This window comes from Psychrobacillus glaciei, assembly GCF_008973485.1.
GTDB lineage: Bacteria > Bacillota > Bacilli > Bacillales_A > Planococcaceae > Psychrobacillus > Psychrobacillus glaciei.
In genome coordinates, this window is record NZ_CP031223.1 from 4,081,429 (window position 1) to 4,099,613 (window position 18,185).

Annotated in this window: 17 protein-coding genes; all 17 read right to left on the reverse strand. The window is 37.1% G+C overall.

The features are described 5' to 3' along the window. Positions 1-1,605: a gamma-glutamyltransferase family protein gene (locus PB01_RS19305; RefSeq protein WP_151701680.1), complete on the reverse strand. Its 1,605-nt coding sequence runs from the start codon at positions 1,603-1,605 to the stop codon at positions 1-3. A gap of 34 nt (positions 1,606-1,639) precedes the next feature. Beyond that, entirely contained in the window at positions 1,640-2,641 is a 1,002-nt protein-coding gene (locus tag PB01_RS19310; RefSeq protein WP_151701681.1) for an ABC transporter ATP-binding protein, read from the reverse strand. Continuing rightward, entirely contained in the window at positions 2,616-3,620 is a 1,005-nt protein-coding gene (locus tag PB01_RS19315; RefSeq protein ID WP_151702132.1) for an ABC transporter ATP-binding protein, read from the reverse strand. The genes PB01_RS19310 and PB01_RS19315 overlap by 26 nt, the downstream gene beginning before the upstream one ends. A gap of 8 nt (positions 3,621-3,628) precedes the next feature. After that, positions 3,629-5,185 (reverse strand): glutathione ABC transporter substrate-binding protein, encoded by a 1,557-nt coding sequence (locus tag PB01_RS19320; protein ID WP_151701682.1) that lies wholly within the window; start codon positions 5,183-5,185, stop codon positions 3,629-3,631. 23 nt (positions 5,186-5,208) lie between these two features. Continuing rightward, the gene (locus tag PB01_RS19325) at positions 5,209-6,105 is read right to left on the reverse strand and encodes an ABC transporter permease (protein ID WP_151701683.1); all 897 of its coding nucleotides are present in this window, start codon (positions 6,103-6,105) and stop codon (positions 5,209-5,211) included. A 16-nt stretch (positions 6,106-6,121) separates the two neighbouring features. Beyond that, a complete protein-coding gene (gene nikB / locus PB01_RS19330; RefSeq protein ID WP_151701684.1) occupies positions 6,122-7,063 on the reverse strand; it encodes a nickel ABC transporter permease in 942 nt (313 codons plus the stop codon). Positions 7,064-7,945: 882 nt separating this feature from the next. Continuing rightward, positions 7,946-8,395: an Lrp/AsnC family transcriptional regulator gene (locus tag PB01_RS19335; RefSeq protein WP_151701685.1), complete on the reverse strand. Its 450-nt coding sequence runs from the start codon at positions 8,393-8,395 to the stop codon at positions 7,946-7,948. A 295-nt stretch (positions 8,396-8,690) separates the two neighbouring features. Then, a complete protein-coding gene (locus PB01_RS19340) occupies positions 8,691-9,206 on the reverse strand; it encodes a type 1 glutamine amidotransferase domain-containing protein (RefSeq protein ID WP_151701686.1) in 516 nt (171 codons plus the stop codon). A 106-nt stretch (positions 9,207-9,312) separates the two neighbouring features. Beyond that, complete coding sequence (locus PB01_RS19345) at positions 9,313-10,278, reverse strand: quinone oxidoreductase family protein (protein ID WP_151701687.1); 966 nt, start codon at positions 10,276-10,278, stop codon at positions 9,313-9,315. A 185-nt stretch (positions 10,279-10,463) separates the two neighbouring features. Next, positions 10,464-11,816 (reverse strand): phosphoglucosamine mutase, encoded by a 1,353-nt coding sequence (glmM, locus tag PB01_RS19350; protein ID WP_151701688.1) that lies wholly within the window; start codon positions 11,814-11,816, stop codon positions 10,464-10,466. A 38-nt stretch (positions 11,817-11,854) separates the two neighbouring features. Then, a complete protein-coding gene (locus tag PB01_RS19355) occupies positions 11,855-13,114 on the reverse strand; it encodes a CdaR family protein (RefSeq protein ID WP_151701689.1) in 1,260 nt (419 codons plus the stop codon). After that, positions 13,107-13,943, reverse strand: coding sequence for a diadenylate cyclase CdaA (gene cdaA / locus PB01_RS19360; protein ID WP_151701690.1), 837 nt, complete (start codon positions 13,941-13,943; stop codon positions 13,107-13,109). The genes PB01_RS19355 and cdaA overlap by 8 nt, the downstream gene beginning before the upstream one ends. A 112-nt stretch (positions 13,944-14,055) precedes the next feature. Continuing rightward, positions 14,056-14,688 carry a zf-HC2 domain-containing protein gene (locus tag PB01_RS19365; protein WP_151701691.1) on the reverse strand — a complete coding sequence of 211 codons (633 nt, stop codon included), beginning with the start codon at positions 14,686-14,688 and terminating at the stop codon, positions 14,056-14,058. Positions 14,689-14,700: 12 nt separating this feature from the next. Then, positions 14,701-15,276 carry an RNA polymerase sigma factor SigW gene (gene sigW / locus PB01_RS19370; RefSeq protein ID WP_151701692.1) on the reverse strand — a complete coding sequence of 192 codons (576 nt, stop codon included), beginning with the start codon at positions 15,274-15,276 and terminating at the stop codon, positions 14,701-14,703. Between the two features lie 161 nt (positions 15,277-15,437). Further along, entirely contained in the window at positions 15,438-16,343 is a 906-nt protein-coding gene (gene rocF / locus PB01_RS19375; RefSeq protein WP_151701693.1) for an arginase, read from the reverse strand. A 70-nt stretch (positions 16,344-16,413) separates the two neighbouring features. Then, positions 16,414-16,995 (reverse strand): GNAT family N-acetyltransferase, encoded by a 582-nt coding sequence (locus PB01_RS19380; protein ID WP_151701694.1) that lies wholly within the window; start codon positions 16,993-16,995, stop codon positions 16,414-16,416. A 65-nt stretch (positions 16,996-17,060) separates the two neighbouring features. After that, on the reverse strand, positions 17,061-18,146 hold the full coding sequence (locus tag PB01_RS19385; protein WP_151701695.1) for a citrate/2-methylcitrate synthase: 1,086 nt from the start codon (positions 18,144-18,146) through the stop codon (positions 17,061-17,063). Between the last annotated feature and the right edge of the window lie 39 nt (positions 18,147-18,185).

An 18,185-nucleotide genomic window follows, 5' to 3' on the forward strand; every position in this document is an offset into this window, starting at 1 on the left:
TTACCAAACTGCTATAGCTCCATCCGTTCGAGATTCAGTTCCGCCTTGAAGTACACCCGTTTCCGCATTTCTCCAAATAATTTGTCCACGTCCAAAACTTCCGGTATCTGGTGCAATATGAATGTCATGACCTTTCCTTACTAAACTTTGTACAAGATAGTTTGGAAATTCGGGTTCTACATGTACAGTTTTCCCGTTTATCCATTGCCATCTTGGCATATCAAGCGCCGCTTGTGGGTTTATTAAATAATCGACCGTGTTCGTGACTATTTGGAAATGGCCTTGTGGTTGCATATATCCGCCCATTACGCCAAACGGGCCAACTGCTTGACCATCTTTCGTTAGGAATCCGGGAATAATCGTATTATATGATCGTTTACCCGGTTTGATAAAGTTTGGATGAGACTCATCTAATGAAAAATCATGTCCACGATTTTGCAATGCAATTCCTGTACCTGGTACTACGACACCTGAGCCAAATCCCATATAATTACTTTGGATGTAAGAAACCATGTTTCCTTCTTCGTCAGCCGTAGCCAAATAAACAGTGCCACCTTTAGGTAATTCATATGGTTTTGGATAGCTTGCTTCCACTTCAATAGTTGCTGCACGTTCTTTCGCGTATTCTTCTGATAGTAACTGTTCCACACTTACTGACATTTCTTCTAGCTCTGTAATGAAAGCTTTTCCGTCTGTAAACGCTAATTTCATTGCTTCGATTTGTTGGTGAATTGTATTCGCACTTTGCCATTCCGGTTTTGCGAGCTCCTTAAACACATTTAGTGCCATGAGTGCTATCATTCCTTGACCATTTGGTGGTATTTCCCACACATCATAGCCACGATAATTCGTCGAAACAGGCTCAACCCATTCAGGTTTATAGGTCGCTAAATCTTCTTTTGATAAATAACCGTTATGCCGTTTCATAAAGGCATCTATTTTATTTGCAATTTCCCCTTCATAGAAATCACGAGCATTCGTTTCACCAATTGCACGTAATGTTTTCGCATGATCAGGTGAAGACCATATTTCTCCGATTTCTGGAGCCTTTCCATTAGGTGCAAATGTCTCGAACCAAGATGTAAATTCTTCCGAGGTACAGTTCTCTTTAAACTTTCTATACGCCATTTTCCAGTACTTACCGAGAATCGGTGTTAAAGGATAACCTTCTTCTGCGTACCGAATCGCTGGGACTAACACTTCTTGAAGTGTTAGTTTTCCGTATTTTTCGGATAACTCCGCCCATGCCGCTGGAACACCAGGTACTGTTATTGGAATGACACCATATACCGGCATTTTGTCGTGTCCTTTTTCTTTAATTTCCTTTGCAGAAATCGATAGAGGTGCTGGACCTGATGCATTTAACCCATGAAGCTTGTCCTTAGTCCAAACCAGTGCAAATGCATCCCCCCCAATTCCGTTTGAAGTTGGTTCTACTACCGTAAGTGCCGCTGCAGTTGCAATTGCTGCATCAATGGCATTGCCACCTTTTTGGAGGATTTCTATTCCTGCTTGTGCTGCCAATGGGTGCGACGTTGCAACCATACCTTTTTTAGCGAAAGCGGTATGCCTTTTCGCTGCAAATGGGTGATGTAAGTAATCCATGATGTTCCTCCTCATATTCTTTTCATATATCGCTTTAAATATTTGCGCCCGCAAAATGACACGCAGCAAAGTGGCCATCTTCCACTTGTTCCCAAATAGGCTTTTTACTTCTGCATATTTCTTGTGCAATAGGACATCTTGTATGAAACGGACATCCTGAAGGTGGATTTGCTGGGTTTGGTAAATCACCCTGTAATCTAATTCTTTTTTTATTTGCATTAACCGATGGGCGTGGAATTGCCGATAATAAAGCTTGTGTATAAGGATGAATTGGGTTTGAAAATAAATCCTCCACAGTACCAAGTTCAACCGTATTACCTAAATACATAACTAAAACACGATCACAAAAATATCTTACAACGCCTAAATCATGTGATATAAATAAATACGATAATTGATACTTCTCTTGCAACGATTTCAACAATTTTAAAACTTGCGCTTGGACTGATACGTCTAATGCAGAGACCGCTTCATCACAAATTACAAATGAGGGATTTAAAGCAATGGCTCTTGCAATCCCGATACGTTGTCTTTGCCCACCACTAAATTCATGCGGATATCGTTCATAATGTTCCTCCTTCAAACCAACTTCGTTTAACAAATCAATTACAGCAGATCGTTTCTCTTTTTGCGTCATATTAGTATGCATTGTAAACACTTCTTCTAATGCGCTCCCAATGCGTTGTCTAGGATTTAATGAAGCAAATGGGTCTTGAAAAATCATTTGCATTTCTTTTACAAATTTTAATTTTTCTTTTCTTTTTAAATCTTGTATTTCTTCATTCCTAAAAATAACTTTACCTTCTGTTAATTCTTCCAATCCTAAGATTGCACGCCCTAAAGTTGACTTTCCACAACCTGATTCTCCTACTATCCCTAAGCTCTCCCCTTCATAAAGATTAAGGGAGACTTCTTCAACCGCCTTCACATACCCTTGTACACGTCTTAATACTCCTCCTTTAATAGGAAAATATTTTTTTACTCCTTCTAAACGTAAGAGGATTTTCCGATCAGTTTTGGGCGACAAATTGACCATCTTTAACTTCCTCCTCTTCATGTAACCAACAACTAACAATATGCCCTTGGTCTGTGCTAAATTCTGGTGGAGCTATTTCCCGACATTTATCTGTAGAAAATTTGCATCTCGGATGAAATCTGCACCCAATAATCTTTTCTTGAAGACTAGGAAGAGACCCTGGTATAGGTTCTAATTCAAAGTCTGGATCATCTACATTAGGCACTGAATTTAATAACCCTATAGTATAAGGATGCTTTGGGTTATCAAAAATCTCCTCTACTTTCCCTTCTTCTATTTTTTTACCAGCGTACATAACCATTACTCTATCGGCCACTTCAGCAACAACACCCATGTCATGTGTAATTAACATAACACCCATATTAAGCTTTCCTTTTAATTCATTTATCAAATCTAATATTTGAGCTTGAATAGTTACATCCAGTGCAGTTGTCGGTTCGTCTGCTATTAGTAATCCTGGATGACAAGAAAGTGCGATTGCAATCATAACGCGTTGTCTCATTCCACCGCTAAGTTCATGCGGATACTGATTCATACGTTTTTCAGGGTAAGGAATACCGACTTGTTCTAATAATTCTATCCCTTGTTTTGTTGCTTCACTTTTACTCAACTTATGATGCAGCATTAATGGTTCGCGCAATTGATATCCAACTGTTAAAACTGGATTTAGTGCTGTCATCGGCTCCTGGAAAATCATTGAAATTTTCGTGCCCCGCATTTTTCTCATTTCTTCGTAAGGTAAGTTATGTATTTCCTTCCCTTCGTATTTAATCTCTCCTGCAGCTATCTTTCCGTTACTCGGAAGCAGACCGATAACCGATAGAGATGTAATACTTTTCCCACAACCAGACTCACCAACGATACACAATGTCTCTCCTTTTGCAATTGAGAAGGAGACATCTCGCACAGCTTGGACATCTCCATCTGCTGTACGAAATTCAGTTACTAAATGATTTACTTCCAGTAATGTCTCCTGCATCATCTAACCTACTTTCCAGTAATATTTTTTAAGTACCACTTGCCGTTTGGATCTAATTCCAGTCCTGTGTATGTCTTGTCTAATGCTGCAGTAACAATTCCGTGATACATTACTACAACTGCGTTTTCTTCAATCATCATTTTGTTAGCTTTGTCTAGTAATACCTTTCGTTCATCTTGGTCTATTGTTGTGCGGGATTGTACAACAAGCTTATCAAATTCCGGGTTACTGTACTGAGCACGGTTTGAAGAGCCTACATTATCGCTATGGAAATTTGGATACAACAGCTCCGATCCATCTCCTGTAACATTGGACCAGCTTAAGAAAGTAAGATCATAATCACCCGCACGAGCCGAATCTAAAAATGTAGCCCATTCCATTGATTCGATTTGCACATTAAATCCAGCTTCTGTTAATTGAGCCTGAACTATTTCAGCCATCAAGACGAAATTAGAGCGATTTGCAGTTAATAACTTTATTGGTTTATTTCCATATCCATTTTTCGCTACTAACGATTTTGCTTTTTCTAAATCATAAACAGTACCTGCTTTATCTGCAGATGAATCGTAACCAAATACTTTAGGTCCAATAACACTATCACTACGAACCCCTAGTCCGTTTAACTTAGAAACAAATGCATCACGATCCATAGCTGCTGCAACTGCTTCACGGAATTCAGGATCTTGATTGATTTCTCTTAAATGGTTAAATGCTAAATAGTATACTGGCGATCCATCTATTTTATCGATATTTACATTATCTAATGATTCTATGCGTTTAATTTGTTCAGTTGGTAGATTATCAATAAATTGAACCTCTCCTGTTTGTAACATAGATATTGCCGTTGATATTTCAGGTACTACTTTATAAACTACTTTCTTTAACTCAGGAGCTCCATCCCAATACTCTTCGTTTGCCTCTAATACAATTTGATCTCCTGGCGTCCAACTTACAAATTTAAATGGACCTGTACCAACTGGTTCTTTCATTAAGTCCTGTTTTTGATCAGCCGTAGGACTAACGATTGCCGCATTCGTATGAGAAAGAGATGCTAAAAATGCACCATAAGGATATTTAGTTTTAATCTCCACTGTATATTCATCTAAAACATTAATTGTATCTACTGGTTCTAGTAACGATGCACGGGGTGCGGCAGTTGCAGGATCACGTAGTTTATCAAATGTATATTTCACAGCTTCCGCATTGAAAGGTGTGCCATCGTGGAATTTAATTCCTTCTTTTAATTTAATAACCCAAGTGTTTTCATCAGGTGTTTCATATGACTCTGCTAATTTAGGTTCAAATTCCATAGTCTCTACATTTCGTTGAAATAATTGTTCATACACTTGCTCTGTGACATTAGCTGATGGTGAATCATTCATCAAAATAGGAGACAATCCCACTGCATCCGAAGTTGAAGCATAAGTAAAAGTTTTATTGCTTATTGTTTTTTCATTACTTGAACCATCCGTATTTTTCGGCGCAGATGCAGATTCGCCACTTGAACATGCTGCTAAAACGAGTGCCACGATAAATAAAACAACTAATAACAAATTCTTTTTCATTTCTTTTCCCCCTATTATAAGTTTTATTGGATATCCATATTTGGATCTAACGCATCTCTTAATCCATCCCCTACTACATTAAAAGCAAAAACCGTTAACATAATTGCGATTCCTGGAACAATAGTTAAATGTGGCGATGTCCACATATAATTTTGACCTTGAGAAATCATTGCACCCCATTCTGGTGAAGGGGGTTGAGCACCCAATCCTAGATAACTAAGTGAGGCAGTAGAAAGTATTGCTGTACCCATGCGCATCGTTGCAAACACAATTATTGGAGCAAAAGCATTTGGCAATATGTGACGAACCATAATTCGAAGGTCCGAAGCCCCTAAAGACCTTAAAGCCATGATGTACTCCTTTTGCTTAATGGAGAGAACTGACCCCCGAACAATGCGAGCACAACTTGGTATTGACCATACACTTATCGCTATCACCACGTTTACAAGACTGGTACCTAAAATCGCAATAATTAACATTGCTAATAGAATACCTGGGAATGAGAATAGTAAATCAACGATTCTCATGATGATTCCATCTAGTTTTTTATAATAACCACCAAGTAAGCCAAGGATAATTCCTCCAAATAATCCTAAGGACACTGCTGTAAAACCTACAATTAATGAAATTCTGGAACCATATACAATACGTGACCATACATCTCTTCCATAATTATCTGTTCCTAGCCAATGTCCATTCGAGAACATCGGAAGTTCACTATCTACAAGACTCTGTTTTACAGGGTCATATGTAGCTAAAAAAGGTGCAAACAATGCCATAAAGATTAAACCTAAAATAATTATAATACCGATTACTGATAGTTTATTTTTCAAAAGTCTTTTGATTGTAGTGATGTATACTTTCTCTCTTTTCTTATTCACGGATGTTTGTACACCTGTTGTTATAATCGCATTCGTCATGGTTAGCCTCCTCTCATTATTCATAAGTAATTCTTGGATCAATAAACGTATATACAATATCTACAACTAAGTTAACGACAACGAACAACGTAGCTACTAATAATACGGAAGCCTGTACCATCGGGAAATCTCTCATTGCTATTGCATCTACCATAAGTCTTCCAACGCCATTAATAGCGAAAACTTTTTCAGTAATGATTGTTCCACCCAGCAAAGCACCAAAATTGACACCTATCACAGTTACTACTGGTATCATTGCATTTTTTAAAGTATGTACCCAGATAACTTTTCGCTCCCTAACTCCTTTAGCGCGAGCAGTTCTTACATAATCAGCTTTTACAACTTCAAGAATAGAAGACCTCGTCATCCTTGCAATCATAGCTGCTGAGCTTGTCCCTAAAGTAATTGCAGGAAGAATCATCTGTTTAAATCCTTCTGTTGTATAAAAAGGTGCTGAGAGCCCTCCTACAGGAAGCCACTGTAAATTAACCGAAAATACTAATATTAGTAAAGCACCTAACCAAAAATTTGGAATTGATATTCCAGCTAAAGCAAAAGTTGTAGAAGTTACATCTAGCCAAGAATTATGTTTTAAAGCTGATATTAAACCAGCGATAATCCCAATTATGATGGCTACTACCATACTAGCTACCGCGAGTTTTAGAGTATTAGGGAAACGTATGGAAATCGCTTCTGATACTGATTGTTTCGATTGATAAGAATAGCCGAAGTCACCTTGTACCGCATTTTTTAAATATCGACCATATTGTACAAGGAACGGATCATTCAAACCTAAGTTGTCTCGGATTGCTTCTAAATCTGTTGCCGAAGCTGTTGGTCCTCCTACCATAGTTGCTGGATCACCCGGAGCAATGTACATGGATGAAAATACTAAAAATGAGATACCCAACAATAAAAATATTAATTGTATCCCTCTACGTACAATTAAAGCAATCATATATCACCCTCACTTTCATACAAATGTTAATTAAATAATAGATTTTAGTTAACAAATGGTTGTTATTTGTTAATTGTGATTATAATACATTAAAAATAAAAAATCTATAGGAATATTCAAATAAATTTATTTATTTTGTATTATCATTACTTTGTGAATAAATGAAATATATTTTAATTACGTTTTGGACTCCTCAAGATCATTTATCAGTCTTTTTGTATATTTACTTCACCCCATTTCTACAAACACTTCCAACCATTTCGACAATGAAAATATTTATTAAAAGCGCAATGCGCCTTTTAATAAATATTACAGTTCAAATTGACATTATTTATAGGAGTCAGCCTTGACCTGATAATTTCTGTGCTTTCGACTCCACATCTGCTACATCCTTACTGCGGAAATCTTTGAGGAGTGGGAAGTGGTTTCATCCCTCCTGTCACTCGAGACATAGTACTTTAAGTTGGATAACGAGCTAACTGATCCTGTCCTACGAATATAGAAAGCGTCCGGAGATACAATTTCGGACGCTCTTTTGTTTCTCTAAGAGCTATTAATGATAACTATTTTTCTCCATTCCGCCGACCAAAATGATAGGATAGAATAGGGAGATACTTTTCTACAAATCATTTTTTTCAAAGATTCAACACTTGAACCCTCAACAATCCTGAGTAAAAAAACTTATACTTTTGTATGAAAACAGTAGCTTTATTCATATTCAAAATTAGTAGAACTTCCATTTTCAACTGAAATAATACTGGTTTAAAGCTAAAACGAGCTTTTTCCATGGTAGATGGTGAATGTCGTGAAACGTGAGCAATGGTAGTTTTTTATATGTTAAATAAAAAAGACATTCCTATATGGAATGTCTTTTTTTCATAATTATAATTTTAAACCACTACGACTTTTAAACCTTCTAAGTAAAATATGACTTTCAACTCGTGTGATACCCTCTAATGCATATAACTCTTTATTAATAAACTTTTCTAGACTTAAAAAATCATCTACTAATACATGCATATGTAAGGTTGATGGCCCCGTCATCTGATAACAACTAGCTACACTTGGATTATCTGCCAGATTTTGGGCAACCTCTACGAGAGAGGATGGCTCGCAATCCACTTCAAAGAAACCCGAGACATTTTTACCTACTTTTTCCGAATTGATAACAACGGTAAATCTTTCAATCACGCCTTCATTTTGTAGTTGGTGTACTCGTTCTCGAACAGCAACTCTTGATAAGTTAAGTTCTTTACCAATATCAACGTAAGACAAACGACCATTTTCCGTTAACAATTCTAATATACGCTTGTCAACAGCATCCAAATTCATGTAACACCCACTTTCTCCCATGTATAGATATTATACGAAACTTCCTTTACTATGGGAAGCAGAAATACTACATACAATACAGAATGTAAGTAATACGGTTGTATTATTTTCCATTAGGATTAAACCAACAATCTACAGTATAAGATTATACATTACGCACTAAAAAGTAATATTTTTGAACACTCTTCCAAGTAGGATATAATATCCATTACTAAAAATAATCTTGCTCTATTACTACCATTGGCTTTCTAAAGAAAAGATTGCCCACTTATGAATATGTGGGCAATCTTTTATATCATTTCTCTAACAATTTCACGATTTCTCCATTAAACGCTGGCAAATCATCTGGTGTACGACTTGTTACAAGTTGATTTCCACAAACGAATACTTCTTCATCGTGATATGTGGCTCCTGCATTTTCTAAATCGACTTTTATCGACTTATAACCTGTAGCATCTCGTCCATTCAACGTTTTCGCTGTAATGAGAAGCTGTGGTCCGTGACAAATTGCGAAGACGGGCTTTTTCGCATCCATAAATGCTTTTGCAAATTCAACAAAGCGATCGTCCGCACGTAAAATGTCCGGTGAAAATCCACCAGGGATGAATAACGCATCAAAGTCTTCTGGCTTTATCTCCTCAATATTATAGTCTATTTTTACTTTTGCTTCGCCCTGTTTTCCTGTAATTTCTTTTCCTGCTTCTTTTTCAATTGTAAATACCTCATGTCCTGCATCTTTTAATGCTTGTGCGGGACTTGTGTATTCTACGTCCTCAAACATATTTGTGATTAATGTTGCTACTTTAGCCATTTCCTCACTCCTTATCTGTTTGTTCTCTCTTATTATTCCACCAAATAAACTGAGTAAACATTTAACAAAAAGAATGATTCTTTTTCTCTACTTCCTAAGATAAATTTTAAGGAATTAATAGCATTTTTCCAACGCTTTTTCGACTTTCCAGTAACCTGTGAGCTTCCGCACCATCTTGCAATGAAAAGATAGTAGGTTCCTTCAATATTATTTTGCCTTCTAAAATCCAATCAAATAATTCCTTGGATCGCTGTTTTCTTTCCTCTAAAGAGGTTAGTACATTCCAAAGGTCACCACCTGTTAAAGTTTTAGATGTGTCCATTAGCATGCGTGGATCAACTAGTGCCGGATCCCCGCCTGACATTCCAAAAAACACTACGGTACCACCTATTCTTGTCACTTTAAAACTGTCTGCTAATGTAGAACCTACAGACTCATAAACAACATCTACTCCAACACCGTTAGTTACTTCGTTTACTTCATTAGTCCAATTATCTTTGTATAAAAAAACATGATCTGCTCCAATTGAATAAGCCACTTCAGACTTTTCCAATGACGATGTAAGTCCAATCACTTTCGCTCCAAGTAGTTTCCCAATTTGAATAAGATTTTGTCCAACTCCGCCAGCAGCTGCATGAATTAGAATCGTATCTCCAGCTTTCACTTTGTAACTGTCTCTAGTTAAATATTGCGCTGTTAACCCTTGCAATAAAACAGATGCCGCTATTTCAAATGAAATCATATCTGGTAAAGGAATTGCCTTTTCCATCGGGACTGCGACTAATTCAGCATTCGCAAACGGAACATCCGCAAACGCAATACGATCTCCGACTTTTAAATTTTTTATACCTTCTCCTATTTGTTCTATTATCCCTGAGCCCTCATATCCTAAAATAAATGGAGGATTACCGGCTAAATGATAGTTCCCTTTTCTTCTGTAAATATCAGCAAAATTTAATCCAATGGCCTTCGTCCTAACCAATACCTCATTTTCCTGGATGATTGGTTTAGCAATATCTTTATATTGAAGTACTTCTGGTCCACCAAACGTTTCAAAAATAAGTGCTTTCACTTTACTACTCCTCTTCTACTGAAATATATGAACTATCGTATACAATCTTTGCTTGAAGCACAAAGAATTAGTCTTTTTAAGAAAAACAGCAAACGATTTTAAATTGCTTCTTGTCTTCGCCATTCCCTTGCTTTCTTACTTTCTAAACAAAAAATCCAGCACAAGGCTGGATTTTTATCAATTCATTATTCAGCTAAACCCATCTCCGCTATTACCACTTCGACAATTCGGTTTACATAGTTTTCACAAGCTTCTTCGGTTGCTGCTTCTACCATGACACGTACAAGCGGCTCTGTTCCAGATGGTCTTACAAGAACACGACCGTTGCCTGCCATTTCTGTTTCCACTTCACTTATAATTGCAGCTACTTTTTCATTTTGTGTTACTGCATGCTTATCCGTTACACGCACATTTATTAGTTTTTGAGGGTAGATGGTCATTTCGGAAGCTAAATCCGAAAGTTTTTTACCTGTTATTTTCATAATATTCACGAGCTGTAAACCAGTCAGTAATCCGTCTCCAGTTGTATTGTAGTCTAAGAATACGATATGGCCTGATTGTTCTCCACCTAGATTGTATCCATTCTTTTTCATTTCTTCAACTACATAACGATCTCCTACTGCTGTTTTTACACTTGTCATTTCATGTGTCTCTAATGCTTTATAGAAACCCATATTGCTCATTACTGTAGATACTACCGTACTATTATTTAATCGGCCTTGAGCGTTTAAATATTTGGCACAAATATACATAATTTGATCACCATCTACGATATTACCTTTTTCATCTACAGCAATTAGACGGTCGCCGTCGCCATCAAAAGCAAGTCCTACATGGGCACCTTTATCTAAAACAAATTTTGCTAACTCTTCTGGATGGGTAGAACCAACTCCATCATTAATATTCAAACCATTAGGAGATGCTCCCATTGTAGATAAATCAGCATCTAAATCAGCAAAAACATGTGTTGCTAAGGAAGATGTAGCACCATTCGCGCAATCTAAAGCAACATGAATACCTATGAATTCTTCATCTAATGTTTGTTTCAAGTATTGAATATACTTTTGTCCGCCTTCAAAATAATCGGATACAGACCCTACACCTGCCCCCGTTGGACGTGGAAGCTCATCAACCTCTGCATCTATTAAAAGTTCAATTTCTTCTTCTTGTTCATCCGAAAGTTTAAATCCATCGGAACCAAAGAATTTGATACCGTTATCTGCCACGGGATTATGAGAAGCTGATATCATTACACCAGCATCTGCACTCATTACTCTTGTTAAATAAGCAACACCTGGCGTACTAATTACTCCTAGGCGCATTACTTCTACTCCTACGGAAAGAAGTCCTGCAACGAGCGCTCCTTCTAACATATGACCAGATACTCGAGTATCACGACCTATTAAAACTTTTGCGCGATTCTCTGCACCCTTCGTTAAAATGTATCCGCCTACTCGACCTAACTTAAAAGCGAGCTCCGGTGTCAATTCTGAGTTTGCTACTCCTCTTACACCATCTGTTCCAAAGTATTTTCCCATTTAATCTTCTCTCCTTAAAAAACCTGTTGTCCTACATATTAAACTTCTTTTACTGTTAATTTTACCTCGGACGCAGACATTTCCCACTCAACATTTGAAGGGGCATCCATTTTTATTGATAACGAATTTTCCCCTATTTCTGCATTTTGAGCCTCTACATATAGTGCTATATTATTGCTATTTATTTTATCTAACGCTTCAGGCGTACCTTTGGCTGTCACCGAAACTAATCCGTCTGTAGGTGATTGAAAAACACTTTCTAATTGATCCGGAAGTCCTCGCACTTCCACGGCCACATGCTCAAAAGACTTTTCACTTACATCAGAAACAGCATCTTCATCTACTGGCGGTTCTATTTCTGGAGCAGGTGTCACGTCACCGACAACTTTAATCTTGTCTAAAGACATTTTCGTCACGCCATCTGGGACTGCTAGCCTCACTTCAAAATCACCAGCATCTTCTATTTTACTTACATCAACATCCACAACGAACTTCTCTATTTTATCCACTAATGCACGTGGACCATATAATCGGATATTTTGGACATTCGTGGATAGTTTATTTATCGTGACACCTTGTTTTGGTGTACCTTTTTCCATTAATGATATTGGTACTTCTTTACTGTATTCTTCCACTTTCACTCTTACTTGTACTGTTTTAGGCTCGATTGAAACATCTAATTTGTTCAAATCTTTGTCTAAAACGCGCACACGTGCTTCTTGTTCAAAGGATTTATTAATCCCTTGTTCTCCTTCAATTGTTGCTTTTACATAGCCTATGCTCTTTATCACACTTTTTGCACCAGTTATAGTAACTACTTTAGGTTCAACCTCGTAGGACTTCACAATGTGATTTTCCGCCAACAGACTTTCATTCATATCTGGGTCTACACGAAATTCCTGCGATATCCGTTCTTCAATTACCACGTTTACATAAACAGGATCTGTACGAACTTTTAATTTATCTGAGAAATTTTCAGTTGAAATGGCTACCTTGTGCTCTCCGATTGTTAGCTTTCTTAAGTCGACGAATACTTTGTAGTCTTTCATCACTTTTGCAGAGCTCACGAGCGTACTTGGTCCCTCAATATTTACGGAAACGGTTTTTGGTACGCCTGATACAACTAAACTGTCATCATCATAATATACTTCTACTGGTACATCTCGGAGTTCTACTGACTTGACACTAGCATTCATATTCGTATTTTCAATATCAGATTTCACGGAAACAAATAACAAAATCGCTAAAACTAAAGCAATTATTCGTAAGAACCATGGATTATTCATCATTTTATCCATTCTGTTTCCCCCTCCACAACCATTTAGAAGAAGTTACTTGTTCTACGGTTGGTCCAAACCAAAGACGTTTCAAGTGTGCTTCAAATTCTTCCATGGATAGATTTCTATGGAGATCTCCGTTCGACGTTAAACTCACTGCTCCTGTTTCTTCCGATACAACAATTGTAATGGCATCAGTTACTTCACTTAGACCAATTGCTGCTCGATGCCTCGTTCCAAGCTCTTTAGAAATGAAAGGACTTTCGGACAACGGCAAATAACACGCTGCAGAAGCTACTTTATTTTTTTGCACGATCACTGCACCATCGTGTAATGGTGTATTTGGAATGAAAATATTAATCATTAATTCGGATGAGATATTCGCATTTAGAGGTATTCCAGTTTCAATATAATCTGTTAAGCCTGTTTCCCGTTCAATCGATATTAATGCTCCAATACGGCGTTTTGCCATATAGCTCACAGATTTGGTCATAGCCCCTATTAAACGGCTCTGCTCCTCCTCTTCTTGCATCGAACTTCTCGAAAACAATGCTCCTCTACCTATTTGTTCTAATGCTCTTCTAATTTCTGGTTGGAATATAATAATAATCGCTAAAAATCCAAAATTAATGACCTGTTCTAGCATCCATCCAAGTGTATCCAAACCTATAAAGTCCGTGACAACTCGAGCTACGACAATGACAAAAATCCCCTTTAATAATTGGACCGCTTTCGTTCCTTTTACAAGGGTTATTATTTTATATATTACATACCAAACGAATAACACATCTAAAATGTTTACAATTACGTTTACTGGCATTAAACTTGTAAATTGCTCCATAAACGACATGTGGCATCCCCCACTTTTCATTACAAATCCATATAATTTAATTATAACATAGATAAGGAATTTCCCGCTTTCTTAAACTAACAAAGTCTACCCAATATTTTGGATAGACCTTTCATTGCTTTGTACTTTCTTCTTCAAAAAATGATATAACCTGTTTGGCTCCATCTTTTATGTGAAACCAAAGCCAGTCAAATACTTTATTGATTTCTTCTGTTTTACCAGTAATAACTGCTGTGGAAGCCATATATTTAGAACCGTTTATAACAGTTAGATTCCCATCCAATTCACCATCAATTCGAACATCGCCATTTTTTACAACGAGGTCACCTTTTACAACCTGTCCCTTAGGGATAATGACTGTTTCTCCTTCTACAATAACATTTTCTTGTTTTGTAAAAGAAAATTGTTTCTCTTCATTAAAATTTGTGAATAATGCACTACTCATAAATAATAAGAATAAAGCTGCTGCAGTAAGAATGGGATGACGTCGCAACCATCTACTAACACCAGCATGTGATTTTTCTTTTGGAAGTCTTTCCATAACTGATTTTTTAAAACCAGTTGGTGCCTTTACATGAGCTGCTCCTTTTATAAAGGCAACAACATCACTCAGTTCATGCATATGCTTTTGACAATCAACGCATGACTGCAAATGAAATTTTAGTTCAAGCTCATGTTCACGGCTAATTTCACCATCTAAATATTCATGCATATAGTGAACAATTCGCTCTGGACACGCATTCATCGTGATTACCTCCTATAAAAAGTTGGACTGTTTACTTAACTGTTTTCTAAGTGCTTCTCGGCCTCTATGAATTCTAGTTTTTACCGTCCCAAGTGGTAATTCTAATATCTCACTTATTTCTTGTAAAGATAATTCTTCCATATATTTCAGTACAATTGCGGAACGGTATTTATCTGGTAATCGTCTTATTTCATATTGAATACGATCTTGCAATTCGAGCTTCATCAATTCTTCTTCTGGAAGTTCTTCCGCCGTGGCGATTTGCGAATACATATTCAGTCCTTCTGTACCTGCAACTTCCGCATCTAAATAATAATCCGGCTTTTTTTTTCTAATGCGATCGATACATAAATTTGTCGCGATTCGGTATAGCCAAGTGGAAAATTTTCTTTTTTGATCAAATGTATGAATGTTAATAAAAGCCCGCACAAAAGCTTCTTGGGCAATGTCTTCGGCCTCGTGACGATTTCCTAGCATACGGAAGCATACTTGAAAAAGTTTATGCTTATACAGGTCCACAATCTCCGCGAATGCGTCTTTGTCCCCTTTTAACACTTGTTTTATTCGTTTGTTCACTAACGCATCCATGGTGATTCCCCTCCGCTCTATGCGGCTGTCTTACCTATACGGTTAAAGGTTGCAACAGGTTTCATTTTTTTAATATTAATTTAATTCTATCAAATAATTAGCTCCCTGTGTTGTTAAATCTTGTTAAATAAAAAAAGAAAAAGCAGACGAAGTGTCTGCTTTTAAACTAAACTTTCACCAAACAAAGAGCCCATTAACGCAACTGCAACGTCTGCTGTCTTATTCTTTTCGTCTAAAATTGGATTTACCTCAACAAATTCTGCAGAAGTGATCAAATTAGAAGCATAAAGCATTTCCATCGCTAAATGACTTTCACGATAGCTAATTCCACCCGGAACTGGTGTCCCAACTCCTGGTGTATAAAGCGGATCAATGCCATCAAGGTCTAATGACAAATGTACTCCATCCACTGAGCGCTCACGGAAATATTCAATCGTTTGGTTCATCACTTCCGTCATACCAAGTTTATCGATTTCATGCATCGAGAATACTTTAATGCCTTTTTCTTTAATCAATTCACGCTCACCTGGATCAACTGAACGTGCTCCAATAATAATGACGTTTTCTGGTTTAACCTTTGGAGCATACGAACGAATATTCACTAAATCGGCATGACCTAAACCAAGACTAACCGCTAGTGGCATTCCATGAATGTTTCCAGAAGGAGAAGTTTCGGCTGTATTTAAATCTGCATGTGCATCGTACCAAATAACACCAAGATTCTCATATTTATCAGCTAATCCCGCAAGAGTACCAATAGCAATACTATGATCTCCACCGAGTACTAAAGGAAATTGACCTGCTTCTAATACTTCATTTACTTTATTTCCAAGCTTCGTATTGCCATCGATTACATCTTCTAAATTTCGTAAATGCGTATTCGGAGATTGCTCTTTTCTTGTATGACTGATGGCAATGTCTCCTTCGTCTTTTACAGAATGACCTAGCGCTTCTATACGTTCTACTACCCCTGCATAACGAATAGCACTAGGGCCCATATCCACACCGCGTCTATTTTGACCAAGATCCATCGGTACACCTATAAGTGAAATGCTTAATTTATTCATTATTTTATACCTCCTCTAGTTAATACATCTATTGTAATACCTAAAGGTCAGTTGGCTCAACCTAACAAAATTACGCATATTTATTCATAAGTTGAACAAGGTTATTTTCCACTTCTTTCCACTCACTATCAATAATTGAATAAACGACTGCATTTCTAACTGTCCCATTTGAACGTATCCGCTCATTTCGCAAAACACCTTCTTTTATTCCACCTATACGCTCGATTGCTCTTTGTGAATTTACGTTTAATTCGTCTGTTCTAAATTGTACACGTATCATTCCAAGGTTATTAAATGCGTGTTTTAATAGCAAATATTTGCATGTCGTATTCACATGTGTTCGTTGGAACTTTTTACCGTAGAAAGTAGATCCAATTTCGCATGCATAATTTAATGAATCGATGCCATAAATCCGTGTTGTCCCTATGATTTCTTTTGTATCTGAATCCTCAATTACGTAAGTGAGAGCGGTTTTGGCAACATTCATTTGTTGAATACCTGCTTGTAGCCACTGTTCCAGCTGCTCATAGTTCTCTATTTTACTTAGCATAAATTCAAAAATTTTAGGGTCATAAAGCTCCCACAAACGTGGAATATCTTGCTCTTCCAATGGACGTAGCTTCAAATCTCCAAATATTATTGTTTCCGCCAAATCCCAACACCTCACTTTTTTCTATAATCATAATAGAAACATATAGGTGTTGAAAAGCATTATTTTCATTTAATTTTACCTACATAAAGTGACTGAGGACGGAATATTGCCTGATCATCCACTTGTTCTATCACATGGGCACTCCAACCCACGATTCGAGCTACGCTAAACGTTGGTGTAAATAAAGCTGCTGGCATATCGATTGAGCGCATTATTGCAGCAGCATAAAACTCCACATTTGTATAAAGTTTTCTACCAGGTTTATACTTATCTAAAAGTCCAATGATTTCTTTTTCAGCCTTTGTTGCCAAGTCCAGCCAAGGATCCGAGCCTTGTAAACGTAAACAAGCTTCTCTTAATAAAATCGATCTAGGATCCTCCGTTTTATATATACGATGACCGAATCCCATCACTTTTTCTCCATTTTTAATCTTTTCTTCTATAACTAGTTGAATCCTTGATTCATCTTTTATTTCTTCTAACAAATTTAATACTTCGGATGGCGCACCTCCATGTAAGGGACCTTTCATCGTGCCAATTGCAGAAGTTACCGCTGCTGGTAAGTCCGATTCTGTAGATACGGTAACTCTCGCTGCAAACGTAGAAGCGTTTAACCCATGTTCCATTGTCAGCTTTAAATACGTTTCCAATGCTTCTACTTGGGTAGAAGTCGGTATAGTTCCATTCAACATCCACAAATAGTTTTCTGTATGCGAGAAGTTATCGTTTGCCTCAATTATTGGTAGCCCTAGTTGTTTTCTATAGTGCCTTGATATAACGACTGGAAGCGCACCAGTTAATACGATAGCCTGCTCCATAATTTGCATCTGCAAAAATTCCGCAGTAGAAAATGTGGATATTGCCGTTCTCATTGCATCCATAATAGAGATTGTTTTAGGGAGTGCATCCATAACCTTTTGAACATGTAATGGGAGATATCTGCCTTCTTTTAGTTTTTCATTAAACTGTTGAAGCTCCACTTCTGTTGGTAACTTGTCATTTAATAAAAAATAAGCTACTTGTTCGAATGAATAATCCAGTACTAATTCCTTTACATTGGTACCATGGTATCTAAGTACACCATTTTCTCCGTCCACTAAACTGATTTTTGTATGCACTGCAACAACGCCCTTTAACCCTTTTTGAAACATATAACTTCCCCTCTCTTTTCTTTAGTATAAGAAAGATAT